A 14,194-nucleotide genomic window follows, 5' to 3' on the forward strand; every position below is an offset into this window, starting at 1 on the left:
TCGATGTGTGAGGTGGTTAAAACAAGCAGATTCTGGTTCAGGCACTGTGCTCGGTCTTGTTATTGTGGGGCTTGTGAGCGTGTTGGCAAGCATAATTGTGTGTGCGGGAAGTTATCTCATTTGCCAGTCCCAAGCACATACATATGCACAGCAGATAGCACTAGATGCTGCTTTCGAGCAGCAAATACGTACTTTATCTGAATCAGCATCTTCACGAGGCTCACCATGCGCACAGGCAAGCGCAAAGCTGAATAATGATGATTTTAAACTTGCATCGTGTACCGTAGACGGTGAAGATGTGCAAGTTGCAGTAGAAGGAATTCCGCGGGTGGAGTTTCTTCCTCACCCACGTGCGCTAGCGCGTGCAGGTCCAGCACAATGTGTCCCAAGAAATAGGTAGCCTAGAGCCATGGCATTAGCACTGTATCGACGTTACAGGCCTGATACTTTCGATGGAGTTATTGGGCAAGATCATGTTACGCGACCATTATCTCGCGCATTAGATGAGGGTAAGCTTACACATGCCTACCTTTTTTCGGGACCTCGCGGTTGTGGTAAAACGTCATCAGCGCGTATTCTGGCACGCTGTATTAACTGTGTGAACGGTCCAACCTCGCATCCATGCGGTGAATGCGAGAGCTGCAAAGACTTATCGACGAGTGGTCCAGGATCTATTGATGTGGTGGAAATCGATGCGGCTAGCCACGGCAGTGTTGATGATGCACGTGAATTGCGTGAACGAGCAACTTTCGCTCCAGCACGTGACCGTTACAAGATTTTTATTCTGGATGAAGCTCATATGGTAACTGGAAGCGCATTTAATGCACTTCTGAAAATTGTGGAAGAGCCACCTGAGCATGTGATGTTTATTTTTGCCACAACTGAGCCAGATAAAGTTATTGGTACTATTCGTTCGCGTACACATCATTATCCATTCCGATTGGTTCCACCAGAGGTGATGGGACCATATTTGGAAAGTGTGTGTGAAAAAGAAGGTATTCAGCCGGAAGCTGGTGTGCTCAAGCTAGCCATGCGCGCGGGCGGTGGATCTATGCGTGATACCTTGTCCGTGCTCGATCAGCTGATGGTGGGCTCCATTGATGGAACTATTACCTATTCTGATTCTGTGGCACTGCTTGGTTTCACGCCTGATGGTCTTATTCGCGATGCCATGAACGCGATTATTGAGCGTAATGGTTCAGACCTGTATGGCGTTATTGAAAAAGTAGTAACGGGCGGTTTTGATCCACGAAAATTTGTGGAAGATTTACTCGCCTATGTGCGCGATTTGCTTGTTTTAGCTATTGCTGGACGAGAAGCTGAATCAGCCTTAAATATTGGACAACCTGAGCAGGTTACTCAGGATATGCAACACCAAGTGGAGCGCCTTAACTTGCATCAGCTTGACCTTATGGCTCAGCGCATTAACGCCGCTTTAGCTTCTATGAGCGGAACTATGTCTCCGCGCATGCGTTTGGAACTTTTAGCTGCACAGCTTCTGGTTGCTGAACAACCGATGCACACAGTAGCAGCATCTGCAGCTCCAAGTGCACCGGCGTCTAGCTCAGCGCGACTTGCTCAATCTGAGCAAAATCAACAAGCGCTGTCCCCACGTGCGAGGGCAAGAGCTACTCAGCAAGCGCAATCTGCGCCGCAATCTCAAAGCGTTCACGAGTCTCCTGCTGAACAGATTGTATCTTCTTCAGTACAGCAGAATCAGGCTACTGAAATTCCTGAAGTACAGGTGAAACCAACGCCAGTATCAGCGCCAGTGCCAAAACCTGCGCCATCAGTCAGCCTCAATCCTGACGAAGCTCAAAAACAGTGGGATATTCTCATACAATGCTTACCGCAAAAGATTCGCTCTGTGGTAAGCAGTGAGCACATTCCACAGGTGCAGTTGCAGGAACGCGCAGGACGTCATCTTATGATGCTGACCTTTGCTAATCCATTAAGTCAGCATGCCTTCGGTCTAGCCGTATCGAGTGAACCAGTGCTGGGCGAAACAACATTGCAGAAAATTCTCAATGCAAAACTTGCAGAGCATTATGGAGCTCCGGTAGCTGTGGCTCCTGCGCCGCGAACAGCTGACGGTCAAACGGTTACGCCATTGCGTAATTTAACACCGGCTCAGCGTGCACAGGTAAAAGCTCAAGTAGCACAAATGGCTGCCCAAGCAGCATTAGCCAATATGCGCACTATGAGCAATGGCACACATGCAGGAGATAGTTCAGATAAGCCAGCGCGAGGTAATCAGGATGCTGACGCAGATAACTCTGACCATGCTGCTGAGCAGAATGCTTCACCAGTAGGCACGTCAACAGGCAACAGCATAGATCCTTGGGCTAACGAGGTTAGCAATCATTCCTATGGTCAAGAAGATACAGGCTTAGCACAAGAGCAGAACGCTGCTGCATATGCGCAAGCTACACAGACTGAGGATTCTGCTAAAAAAACGGCTGATAAGGCTGATGATGCCTCTCTTGATTATTTTATGCATGGGGACAGCTCAGTTCTCGCTGAGGCGCAGGACGTGTCTCAGGAGCATGCGAGTGTGGGCAACACTAACGCTGTGCATTACGCGCGCAGGAATAATGTCGGGAATAATGAGGAAGTTGCTGTTGTGCGCGCAGCTGAGCAAACCGAGAAGCCTGCTATAGAGCAGACCTCTGCTGCCCATCCTGAGCCGCAAGTGAGCGCTGAAGACGATCAGTATTCTATGGATGATGAGCAATTAGAATCTCAAGCTACGCTCAGTGTTCAAGATATTGAGAAGATTTTTAACGCGAAAAAAACCGTTGAATTTGCTGCAGACGATGAACGCAATCCTGCCAAAGCGCAGTAAAGCAGTATAACGCTTACCGAGCAGAACCTCGTCAAAAGCAAACGCAGCACAAGAAGCATGAGAGAAAGAATACAAGAGGAGAAAATACGTGCCAAGCACCTATGATGGAGCAATCCAAACGCTCATAGATGATTTTGCCAAGCTTCCAGGTATTGGTCCAAAAGGAGCGCAGCGCATTGCTTTTCATCTGCTGTCTGTAGAGGAATCACAAGCTCAAGAGCTCGCTCAAGCCATTATCGACATGCGCGAACGCGTGCGTTTCTGCGAAATATGTGGCAATGTGTGCGAAAAGAGTCTTTGTTCAATATGTGCGGATCCTCGACGTGACCATACCACTATTTGTGTGGTTCAAGAGCCTAAAGATGTGATGAGTATTGAACGCACGCATGAATTCCGCGGGGTGTATCACGTTCTGGGTGGTGCTATTAACCCTATGGCTAATGTTGCTCCTCAAGATTTGAATATTGCTGCTCTTGTGCGTCGCATGCAGGAGGCAGAAAATGCTGCACAAAGTGCTCATATCTCAGAGGGAAATGAGCAGAACTTAAGTCACGCGCACAGTGAGGCAGATAATCAAGGTATTCAAGAAGTGATTTTGGCTCTCAACCCAGATATTGAAGGCGAAGCCACAACAACATATTTGAGTAGACTGCTTGAACCAGTGGGCATAAAAATAACTCGTCTTGCCAGCGGTCTTCCAGTCGGAGCAGACCTTGAATATGCCGATGAAATAACCTTAGGACGCGCGCTCGCAGGAAGGCGCAGCGTATAAGCGTTACGTGGCGTTGGTCTATCGCAAACGTAAGCGCTCGCCGAGCGAACTATGGTCCAGCGCAATCAAAAGTTGCTAAAAAATATGGCGTTATCTCACCAGCTGGCTATAGCACGTGCAAAAACACGGGAGAAATCAATACAGTTGCGTAAGATAAAACTACCAACAGATTTCAATCACGGTTTCAATCAGATGGGATTGATGTGGCTCTTATAGTACAGAAGTATGGCGGTTCTTCCGTAGCGGACGCAGAATCTATTAAGCGCGTTGCTCGCCGTATTATCGAAACTCAGAAAAAAGGTAATGATGTAGTAGTTGTGGTCTCTGCGATGGGAGACACCACAGATGAACTCATTGATCAGGCTCTGAGCATCGACTCGAATCCTCCTGCACGTGAGATGGATATGCTCATGACTGCAGGTGAGCGTATTTCCATGTCTTTGCTTGCAATGGCTATTCACGCACAAGGCGAGAAAGCGCATTCCTTTACAGGATCTCAGGCTGGTTTCATGACCGATACTCAGTATGGAGCTGCTCATATTCGTGCTGTTAAGCCAGACCGTGTGAAGGCAGCGATTGGCAATGGCGAAATTGCTATTGTCGCAGGCTTCCAAGGCGTTAATTCACGAGGTGACGCTACTACTTTGGGGCGCGGTGGATCCGATACATCTGCAGTTGCTTTAGCTGTGGCTTTGGGTGCAGATGTGTGCGAGATTTACACGGATGTTGACGGCGTGTTCACAGCAGATCCTCGTATTGTGCCAACAGCTCAGCGCATTGAATCCATTACGTATGATGCGATTTTGGAAATGGCAGCATCGGGGTCGAAAGTTTTGGCTTTGCGTTGCGTAGAATACGCTCGCCGTTTCCAGATGCCTATTCATGTGCGCAGCTCCTTCTCTAAGCGTAAGGGAACTATTGTGCTGGGCACATATGCAGATTTAGATTCCATTCCAAACCGAGATTAGTACAAGGAGATCTCATGGCAGAAACATCAATTGGTGATATTTTCCCAGACATGACCGGACCAGAGGCTCCTATTATCTCTGGTATCGCTCATGATAGCAGCGAAGCAATGGTAACATTGCGCGGTATTCCAGACCGTCCTGGTCGCGTAACCGCAGTGTTTAATGGTTTAGCTGAAGCTGGCATTAATATCGACATTATTGTGCAGGCCTTGGCTGCCACAGATCCTGATCATGCTGTGGCAGATATTTCCATTACCTTCCCTGAATCGCAGCTGCGTAAGGTGCAGGAGTTCATTGACACACACAAAGACGAGTTGGAATACAAAACTGCTGACGTCAATACGCAGATTGGTAAGATTTCGCTGGTAGGCGTGGGCATGAAAACACATTCGGGCATTACCGCTCGCTTCTTCCAGGCACTGTCTGATGAGTCGATTAATGTGCTGATGATTTCCACCTCGGAAATTCGCATTTCAGCTGTTGTTCCACTGGAAGACTTAACCACCGCTGTGCGCAGCGTACACACAGCATTTGGTTTGGACGCGCAAACTATTGAAGCTGTTGTTTATGGAGGTACTGGTCGCTAATGGTACAGATTAACGAAAAAGGCGTAAATCTCGCTGTTTTGGGAGCTACCGGTCAGGTGGGCATGGTGATGCGTTCCATTTTGGCTGAGCGCAACTTCCCAATTAAAGACTTGCGTTTCTTGGCATCTGCTCGCTCAGCAGGTCAGGTGTTGAACTTTGAAGGCCATGATGTGGTAGTAGAAGATGTGGCTACCGCAGATTTAAGCGGCATTGATATTGCTATTTTTTCCGCTGGTGGTGGCACCTCTAAAATATGGGCTCCTCGTTTCGCTGAAGCTGGCGCCTACGTTATTGACAATTCTTCGCAATGGCGTATGCATGATGATGTTCCTTTGGTTGTGGCTGAGGTTAATCCAGAAGATTTGAACGATGTGCCAAGCCGTATTATTGCAAATCCTAACTGCACCACGATGGCGGCTATGCCTGCGGTGAAGGTATTGCACGATAATTTTGGATTGAAGCGTTTGGTGGCATCCTCGTACCAAGCTGTTGCTGGCGCGGGTCGTGATGGTGTGCTGCAGCTGGTTAATGAGGCTAAGGCAGCTCTTGACCAAGGAGCAGACCAGCTTGTGTTCGATGGCTCGGCTATTGCATTCCCTGAGCCTACTAAGATTGTGAAGACGATTGCATTCAACGCTGTGCCGTTTATTGGGGCGATTGTGGATGACGGTAGTGAGGAGACGGATGAGGAGCAGAAGTGGCGCAATGAAAGCCGCAAGATTCTGCATATTCCAGGCCTGCTTGCTGCATGCACCTGTGTGCGCGTGGGAGTCTTTACGTCTCATGGCATGAGCATTCAAGCTGAGTTCGAACATGATGTTACTCCAGACATGGCTCGAGAAGTCTTAGCTGATGCTCCAGGTGTGGAGCTTATGGATATTCCAACACCTCAGGAGGCTGCGGGTAAGGATCCAAGCTTTGTGGGCCGCATCCGTCAGGATCAGTCTGTAGAAGGCAAAAAGGGCTTAAGCTTCTTTATTACCAACGACAATTTGCGTAAGGGCGCAGCATTGAATGCTATCCAAATTGCTGAAGTCGTTGTTTCCAAGCACTTCGCGGATCGCGTGTAAAATTTATTGCATGGCAATTCTTAACGTAGTAGCTCGACAGGCGGTTCAGCAATTGAACCGCCTTGTTGAATTAGGATATGCAGATGTTGCAGATTTGAGCCACGCAGAGTTTCGAGCTTTAGCGCAGCCTCTTATAGCGCTACTTAATACGGATCAGTACGAAAATTTGGGCGAAAATATTCTGTTGGTTCCTACCCGCGAACTCGTTTCCCCTGAATCTTTGATTGCGCGCACTGCTGTTGGTCGTAACGCTGGTTTTACTACTATGCCTCCGCGCGATATTGCTAGCTTTTTACCTCAAGAAGGCTGTGAACCTCCTGAAGGGCCTTTTTATATCGTCTGCGATCCGCATACAGGAACTAAGTACGTCAACCGTGAACCAGACGTTGCGCGTAAACTGATTGACTCTGATAATAAATTGCCGCTGACCTTAGAAGAAGGTTTAGCTATTGCCACCCAACATCCTGATTGGTTGACAGATAAGAACGGTTTTAACCTTATTGGTTCGCGCAGTGCTGATGGGCGCGTGCCAAGCGTATGGATTAGCCAGAACTCTCCTCGTTTAGGAGCTGTATGGCCAAATTCGCGTCATACCTGGTTGGGCAATGCCTTCTGTGAAGGACGTTTAGGAAGCCCGTTATCGCATTTTATGGCGTAAAGCATTCTCATAACATTGCGAAAAATATTTCTTATGTCGGAACACGACGGTCTTTTTCCTAGCCTAGCCCGTACAATGGAACACACAATTTCACGTAACATATGCATGAAATTGCGTACATAATAACCATATAATTACTCGTTATTCGTAAGGTAGGGCAATGACTAATTCAGTATTTGACTTAGCACCACTGGCAGCAGCTTCAAATGGTGGGAATAACGATCCTCGATTGCCCAAGCAGCGTTATGTAGGCTGCCCTCAGCGTCCAAGTCGTATGCCATACACCAAGTATGTTTCTTACGATAAGCAGGTTCCTTTCGAATATCCTCAGCGCACATGGCCAGATAAGAAACTGCAACGTGCTCCTCGCTGGTGTTCAGTCGATCTTCGCGATGGTAATCAATCTCTGGTTAGTCCAATGGATTCAGAACGCAAACTGCGTTTTTGGAACCTCCTGATTTCTATGGGATACAAGGAGATTGAGGTGGGCTTCCCATCGGCATCCGAAACCGATTACAACTTCATTCGCATGCTCATCGAACGCGATCTCATCCCCGACGACGTCACCATCGCCGTACTCACACAAGCCCGCGAACATCTCATCCGCAAAACATATGAGGCTCTGCGCGGTTGCAAGCGCGCCATTGTGCACTTTTATAATTCCACATCTGTACTCCAGCGCGAAGTAGTATTTCGCAAAGGAAAAGAAGGCATTAAGCAGTTAGCAGTGGATGCTGCGAAACTGTGCAAGGAACTTGAAGGCGAAGCCGATAATATCGATATTTCCTACGAGTACTCACCAGAATCTTTCACCGGAACAGAACCTGAGTATGCTTTGGAAGTCTGTGATGCCGTTGTAGACGTTATTCAGCCAACGCCAGAGCATCCTATGATCATCAATATCCCGGCCACAGTCGAAATGACCACACCAAATGTGTTCGCCGACCAGATTGAATTCCTCGACCGCAACTTAGCAAACCGCGAGTCTATTGTGCTCAGCCTGCACCCACACAACGATGAAGGCATGGCAGTAGCCGCAACCGAGCTGGCTTTGCTGGCTGGCGCAGATCGCGTTGAAGGCTGTCTTTTCGGCAACGGTGAGCGCACTGGTAATGTGGATCTGTGCACTGTGGGCTTGAATCTGCTCGTTCAAGGCATCGATCCTCAGATTGATTTCTCCAATCTGCGCGAAGTACGCAAGATTGTGGAATATTGCAATCAGATTGAGCTGTCTGAGCGTCATCCATATATTGGAAACTTCGTGTTTACAGCCTTCTCTGGTTCTCATCAAGATGCAATCAAGAAGGGTATGGAAGCTCGCGAGCTTGCCGCTGCCGAGCAGAACGCAGATCTGGATAGCTTCCTGTGGCAAGTTCCATATCTGCCTATCGATCCAAAGGATGTGGGCGGTACCTACGAAGCAGTTATTCGTGTAAACTCGCAGTCTGGTAAGGGCGGCATGGCGTACCTGCTTAAGGTTAATCACAATCTTGATCTGCCTAAGCGTTTGCAAGTCGAGTTCGATCGCGTTGTTCAGCGTTATGCTGATCAAACCAAGCGTGAAGTGAAGGACGAAGATATTTGGCGTCTGTTCAAGGACGAGTATCTGCCTGTGGAGGAGAGCGGTAAGCATGCTGCCCTCGCCGATACTCAGGCAGATGATGGTCTGAAGGTGTGGGGACGTTACCGTCTGCTGGGCGCTAATATTATGTCCGATGATTCTGGCCCAGATACCGTAATTAAGGTGAAGATTCAAGATAACGGTTTGCCAGGAAGTGAAGACGAGCCAACTATACGTCAGATTTCTGGTGTGGGTAACGGTCCAATTGCTGCTTTTGTGAATGCGATTTCTGTGCTGGGCGTTACTGTGTCTGTGCTTGATTATGCAGAACACGCTTTGAGCGCTGGTGGAGATGCTGTAGCAGCTTCGTATGTTGAATGTCAGATTGGCGATGCTCCAGAAGATCGCATTATTTGGGGCGTAGGTATTGATTCCTCAATTACTACCAGCTCGCTGAAGGCTATTTTGTCTGCTGTGAACCGCACGCTTCGATAAAAATTACAGATTCTAAAAGAAAGGTCGGCTTCTCTAGTGAGAGGTCGACCTTTTTCTATTTAATTATTTGTTGGCTCGCCCGTGCCAGGCGTTTGATTTTGATTCTGTTGATTTTGATTTTGTTGATTCTGCTGGTTTTGCTGATTATTATTCGACTGCTCGTTCTGTTCAGAAGAGTTACCGTTATTATTCGAGTTTTGCGAATTTTGTGGCGTATTGTTCTGTGGAGACTTTTGTATCGAGGAGTCATCGTCCTTAGTGTCTTTAGAGTCATCGTCTCGACGAGCCTCCTGACGTTGCACAGAACGTCCTAATCCCCAAGAACCATCAGAACCGCCCACAGTTCCTTGATTTTTTGGAGTAGGGAAGGCTTCATCAGCAACACCAGATAAGGCTTGCTTCATATAGCGAGCAAATAATACAGCAGGGTAACCGGTACCGTTTTCATAAGCGCCGAAAGTTGGCACCACTTCATTCGTTTGACCGTCATCACTTGGATTCCAAATCGCAAAACCGGTCACTACATGACGGCTAAAACCAACAAAACTTAAAGCAGTGCTGTCATTTGCTGTACCAGATTTACCTGCTAAAGTCTTACCCACGCTTAGAGCAGCGCGGCCTGTACCCGATGTAATAACGGCGTGTAAAGCCTGCGTTGTTACTGCTGTTGTATCGGAATCAAAAACTTGACTTCCTTTTGTACTTGCTGCATAAATCGTATCACCACTGCTAGCGGAAGTAACAGATCGCACAATGTGCAAAGTATTTTTTACTCCATCGTGAGCAATGGTTTGATACGCCTGAACCATTTCACTCACATGCACAGCATCAATACCCAAGGTATTATACGGAGAATCTTTTTGAATACTTGATTTTATTCCTGCTTGTTGTGCGATTTCAGCAGTCTTTTGCGGTGTTACTTTTTCATTGAGATCGACAAAAACAGTATTCACGGAGTTCGCCGTTGCCTGGGTCAGCGTAATATTGCCAAAACTCTGGTTTCCATAGTTGGATACAGGTTTAGATAATCCTGCAAACGAACGTGGAGAATTACCATTAAACATGGTGTTCAAGCTCACGCCTTGTTGCACAGCTCCAATAAGGGTGAAAGCCTTCATAGTAGATCCAGCTTGATAGTACGCTTGCGTGGCGTTATTCAACTGCTTCGTATTGTAATCGCGACCGCTATAGATAGACAAAATCTCGCCTGTATCGACGTCCGCGCTCATACCTCCTACTTCAACAGTTTCAGGAAGAGTTCCATCACCATTGCCCACAGTTTGCATTTGCGCTTGCTTATCTTTATCAATCGTAGTCGCAATCGAATAACCACCGGTCATAATCTGATCGTCAGTAAATTTACCGGTGTTAATCAACTCATTTTTCACCATAGTCAGCAGATAGCCTTTATCGCCAGCATATTCATCTGTTGTTGAATTAGTAATGGTTTCAGGGAATTGAGCGTTCTTCGCATCCTCGGAACTAATATAACCGTCTTCCTTCATAATCTTTATAACGCGGTTAAAACGTTTCGTTGCTGCGGTTTGATCTACAGCAGGATCCCATACAGAAGGAGCAGGAATAATCCCCGCTAACATAGCTGCCTCGGAAGAAGTTAAATCTTTAGCGTTCTTTCCAAAGTATGCTTGAGCAGCAGCTTGAATACCATAAGCTCCACGACCCCAATAAATCGTATTTAAATATCCGCACAAAACAGTGGATTTATCTTGAGTCTGAGCAATTTTCAGAGCGAGTAATGCCTCTTTGAGCTTACCCATATAACTTTTTGTTTCGCCTAAATAATAACGTTCCGCATATTGCTGCGTAATAGTTGAACCACCCTGACGCGAACCTGTGGTGATGTTGTTGAACAGAGCTCGTCCAATACCCTTAAAATCGATACCGCTATCGGTCCAGAACGTGCGGTTTTCGGACGCAACAACAGCATTGCCCACATAATCAGGCAGAGTAGAGCATTGAATAATCTGACGGTTTTGCTGCGAAAAGCTGCCAATCGGCGTAGTTCCGTCATTGTAATAGACGGTTGTTTTCTGACTTAACGCGACCGATTCAGGGCTAGGAATTTTAATCATGGCATAAGCAACGCTTAAACCACCTATGCCCAGAATAAATAATCCTAAAAAGCTAAAAAGAAGATATTTAAGAATAGGGCGCTTTTTGAGCTTTTTTGCTGCCGTACGACGATGAGAGCGAGGACGAGAGCTGACCGCTGTAGAGCGGCTACCTGCTGTAGAGCGTGTAGAATGAGTACTGCGCGTGCTACGGGCGCTGCGAGATGTCTTATCGCTTGATTTCTTACTAGCCATTCATCTAAGGCTAGTCTTCATCCGTGAATTCTGTTGATAAAATCCGCAGAATGCGCAAGACGTTTACGCTACTTTTACACAAAAACATGCTTTCTGAGTTTTTACTGAGAACTTTATGTATGCTACGGCGATAATGAGAACGGTGGTAGGGCGCCGATAAAGCGATGGTCACGTGTTGGAAGATTGGTAATAGCGCGGTGATAGCGCAATGATAAGCACACGATAAACGCATGAATAAGAGTATTTTCATTGTGTTCATTCGGTGAATATATTGTGCTAAGCCGTCATCTATAGTGGCACTATCATACAGTCCTAGTACTCTTTAATAAGAGTAATGAGTGTACTCGTACTTGTGAAGCTTGAAACTAGATTGACGCTAGCTTGCTCGTTTTGAGTGACGTGAAACTGGTGGCTCATAATACCTAGTGGAAGCTAGAATGTGGCAAGTTTCATGAAGAGTATTGTTAATGTAAGGAAATTGAATGGTCGTTCGCGTAGCCATTGCGGGCGTGGGAAACTGCGCGTCATCACTTGTTCAGGGCGTGGAATATTACAAGAACGCTCAGGATGATGAGAAAATCCCCGGCATTATGCATGCTAATTTCGGAGGATACCGTATTCGAGATATTGAATTCGTAGCAGCCTTCGATGTGGATGCCGCCAAAGTAGGCTCTGACTTAAGCGAGGCAATTTTTGCTTCCCAAAACAACACCTACACTTTCAGTCAGGTTCCATCCCTAGGTGTAGAAGTGCAGCGCGGTCCAACCTATGACGGTTTGGGCACGTATTACCGTGAAATGATTGATGAATCAAGTGCAGCAGAAGTGGATGTGGCACAGGTACTTAAAGATAAGCACGTTGATGTGCTCGTCTCCTATCTGCCCGTTGGCTCGGAAGAAGCCGATAAATTCTATGCATCAGCAGCAATAGAAGCCGGATGTGCTTTTGTTAACTGTTTGCCAGTATTTATTGCATCTGATCCGCAGTGGGCGCAAAAATTCCGTGATGCAGGCGTTCCTATTGTGGGTGACGATATTAAAAGTCAGGTGGGTGCCACTATTACGCACCGCACTTTAGCTCGCCTTTTCGAAGACCGTGGCGTGCGCGTTGACCGCACATACCAGTTGAATGTGGGCGGCAATATGGACTTTATGAATATGTTGCAACGCGACCGTTTGGAATCTAAGAAGATTTCTAAAACACGTGCTGTAACCTCAATTGTTCCTCACGAGATGGAGGAGCGTAACGTTCATATTGGTCCTTCCGATTACGTGGCATGGCTTGACGACCGTAAGTTTGCTTTTGTTCGTTTGGAGGGAACGACCTTTGGTGATGTTCCTTTGAGCTTGGAATATAAGCTTGAGGTATGGGATTCTCCAAATTCCGCTGGCGTGGTTATTGACGCTATTCGTGCGGCAAAAATTGCGTTGGATCGCGGTTTAGGAGGCCCTATTTTGGCTCCAAGCGCTTACTTTATGAAGTCTCCAGCAGTACAGTATGAAGATCATGAAGCACGCGCATTAGTAGAACAGTTTATTACTGGTCAGGTAGAAAATACTGCAGCTCAGCTTAATGCAGACATTGCTCAAGCACAGGCTGAAGGTAAAGATGTGTGGCACGCTTAGCTCAGTGTGCAACTAGGGTGCAGGGCAGCATAAGGAGCCTGTCCTGCACTTTTACATACACAGCGGGAGTTGTTGAGAAAACCCTTTGAAGTCTAGGTAGAATATGGTGATTGTATGAAAAAGCGTAAAGAATCAAAAAATAGTATGATGCGTGCGTTATCACGTGCATTTTCGCGTCATGATTTTAGCTCATGGAGTTATGCCGCGTGGTTCTGTCTAATCAATCTTTTTGCCATCGTAATTTTGCAGTGGGGTATTAACGATACCAACGCTGTGAGTAATTCTTTTGCATTTGTTGGTAAAATTTTCCTCGGTAAGTTTGAAGTAGTTAATGAGTTTCTTCTTACTGGTTTGGTGTATTTTATTGTGATTATGCTGGTGAACCGTTTTTGGCTTGCCACACAAATTTTCCTTGATATTTGTATTTTTATTACTGTTGTTGAGCGTTTTAAATTAGAGTCGCGTTCTGAAACGATTCTTCCTTCTGATTTGGGTTTCGTGACGGGCGGTAAAGCACGGAGCTTAGCAGGATGGATGCCTGATGATGCTTTATGGATTATTGTGGGCGCTGTTATTTTAGCTATGATTAGCACTGCTTTTTTCTTGATTATTGGGCATAGAGATACGAGAAAGAGCGTTGTTCGTAGTAGGAAGCTTCTTGTGCGCTCGGTGAAGCGTGTGGTTGCTGCTGTGGTGGCTTTTAGTTTCTTGTTTGCTTTTGTGATGTCTATGGCGTCTGTGGGCTCGTGGTCGAATTCTATGTTGACATTCTTTGGTGACTCACCAAAGTTGTGGGATTCTAAGATTGACGCGCAGAATAATGGTACGGCGGTGAGTTTTGCTCGTTTGTTGAATCCGAAGGTGATGGATAAGCCTGCTGGGTATTCTGAGAAGATGATGAAGCAGATTGCTTCTCGTTATGCGCATAATGCGCAGGAGTTGAATGTGCATCGCAGTGCTCGTTTGAAGGATTCGACGGTGATTTATATTTTGTCGGAGTCTTTCTCGGATCCCTCTCGTGTGCCGGGGTTGAAGGTGAGTAAAGATGTGATGCCTTTTGTGCGTGAGCTTAAATCGAAGACGACGTCTGGTTTGATGTTGTCGTCTGGTTATGGTGGTGGTACGGCTAATTTGGAGTATATGGCGTTGACGGGTTTGTCGATGAGTAATTTTGCTCCGTCTTTGAGTTCTCCGTATCAGCAGTTGGTTCCTACGCAAAAGTGGTCGGCGAGTGTTAATCAGTTGTGGGGTGAGCAAGCTTCATTGGCTTTTCATCCGTATCAGTC

11 protein-coding genes and 1 pseudogene are annotated in these 14,194 nt (G+C 46.8%); 11 read left to right on the top strand and 1 reads right to left on the bottom strand.

Annotated features, from left to right (window positions below; translation table 11 throughout):
- Positions 1-7 precede the first annotated feature (7 nt).
- The 9 genes and pseudogenes from G464_RS0106615 to leuA all read left to right on the top strand — a co-directional run bounded on the left by G464_RS0106615 (position 8) and on the right by leuA (position 8,956).
- Positions 8-400, top strand: a complete 393-nt coding sequence (locus tag G464_RS0106615; RefSeq protein WP_162138584.1) for an Rv3654c family TadE-like protein — start codon at positions 8-10, stop codon at positions 398-400.
- Positions 401-409: 9 nt separating this feature from the next.
- Positions 410-2,845: a DNA polymerase III subunit gamma/tau gene (gene dnaX / locus G464_RS0106620; RefSeq protein ID WP_022857226.1), complete on the top strand. Its 2,436-nt coding sequence runs from the start codon at positions 410-412 to the stop codon at positions 2,843-2,845.
- A gap of 88 nt (positions 2,846-2,933) precedes the next feature.
- A pseudogene (gene recR, locus G464_RS0106625) lies at positions 2,934-3,473 on the top strand (recombination mediator RecR); the annotation flags it as partial.
- A gap of 33 nt (positions 3,474-3,506) precedes the next feature.
- Entirely contained in the window at positions 3,507-3,617 is a 111-nt protein-coding gene (locus G464_RS10480) for a hypothetical protein (protein WP_372656337.1), read from the top strand.
- Between the two features lie 203 nt (positions 3,618-3,820).
- A complete protein-coding gene (locus G464_RS0106630; protein WP_021617211.1) occupies positions 3,821-4,585 on the top strand; it encodes an aspartate kinase in 765 nt (254 codons plus the stop codon).
- A 14-nt stretch (positions 4,586-4,599) separates the two neighbouring features.
- Positions 4,600-5,172: an ACT domain-containing protein gene (locus G464_RS0106635; protein ID WP_021617212.1), complete on the top strand. Its 573-nt coding sequence runs from the start codon at positions 4,600-4,602 to the stop codon at positions 5,170-5,172.
- Complete coding sequence (locus G464_RS0106640) at positions 5,172-6,242, top strand: aspartate-semialdehyde dehydrogenase (protein WP_022857228.1); 1,071 nt, start codon at positions 5,172-5,174, stop codon at positions 6,240-6,242. Before G464_RS0106635 ends, G464_RS0106640 begins: the two co-directional genes overlap by 1 nt.
- Before the next feature lie 10 nt (positions 6,243-6,252).
- Positions 6,253-6,900 (top strand): DUF5701 family protein, encoded by a 648-nt coding sequence (locus G464_RS0106645; RefSeq protein WP_021617214.1) that lies wholly within the window; start codon positions 6,253-6,255, stop codon positions 6,898-6,900.
- Between the two features lie 160 nt (positions 6,901-7,060).
- Entirely contained in the window at positions 7,061-8,956 is a 1,896-nt protein-coding gene (gene leuA / locus G464_RS0106650) for a 2-isopropylmalate synthase (RefSeq protein WP_022857229.1), read from the top strand.
- Positions 8,957-9,015: 59 nt separating this feature from the next.
- Here the strand turns inward: leuA and G464_RS09285 are convergent, their stop codons facing one another.
- The gene (locus tag G464_RS09285) at positions 9,016-11,283 is read right to left on the bottom strand and encodes a transglycosylase domain-containing protein (RefSeq protein ID WP_022857230.1); all 2,268 of its coding nucleotides are present in this window, start codon (positions 11,281-11,283) and stop codon (positions 9,016-9,018) included.
- A gap of 482 nt (positions 11,284-11,765) precedes the next feature.
- Here G464_RS09285 and G464_RS0106660 point away from each other — a divergent pair, with 482 nt between their 5' ends.
- Together G464_RS0106660 and G464_RS09290 are read left to right on the top strand one after the other, a co-directional pair.
- Positions 11,766-12,908 (top strand): inositol-3-phosphate synthase, encoded by a 1,143-nt coding sequence (locus G464_RS0106660; RefSeq protein WP_022857231.1) that lies wholly within the window; start codon positions 11,766-11,768, stop codon positions 12,906-12,908.
- Positions 12,909-13,022: 114 nt separating this feature from the next.
- Positions 13,023-14,194: sulfatase-like hydrolase/transferase (locus tag G464_RS09290; RefSeq protein ID WP_022857232.1), on the top strand; the 1,172-nt coding region annotated here is incomplete at its 3' end.

It is taken from the genome of Alloscardovia omnicolens DSM 21503 (assembly GCF_000420505.1).
Lineage (GTDB): Bacteria > Actinomycetota > Actinomycetes > Actinomycetales > Bifidobacteriaceae > Alloscardovia > Alloscardovia omnicolens.

Bases quoted from the DNA above. Each gene is read 5' to 3' on its own strand.
- dnaX (WP_022857226.1), top strand. From the start codon at position 410: ATGGCATTAGCACTGTATCGACGTTACAGGCCTGATACTTTCGATGGA.
- G464_RS0106635 (WP_021617212.1), top strand. From the start codon at position 4,600: ATGGCAGAAACATCAATTGGTGATATTTTCCCAGACATGACCGGACCA.
- G464_RS0106640 (WP_022857228.1), top strand. From the start codon at position 5,172: ATGGTACAGATTAACGAAAAAGGCGTAAATCTCGCTGTTTTGGGAGCT.
- G464_RS0106645 (WP_021617214.1), top strand. From the start codon at position 6,253: ATGGCAATTCTTAACGTAGTAGCTCGACAGGCGGTTCAGCAATTGAAC.
- leuA (WP_022857229.1), top strand. From the start codon at position 7,061: ATGACTAATTCAGTATTTGACTTAGCACCACTGGCAGCAGCTTCAAAT.
- G464_RS09285 (WP_022857230.1), bottom strand. From the start codon at position 11,283: ATGGCTAGTAAGAAATCAAGCGATAAGACATCTCGCAGCGCCCGTAGC.
- G464_RS0106660 (WP_022857231.1), top strand. From the start codon at position 11,766: ATGGTCGTTCGCGTAGCCATTGCGGGCGTGGGAAACTGCGCGTCATCA.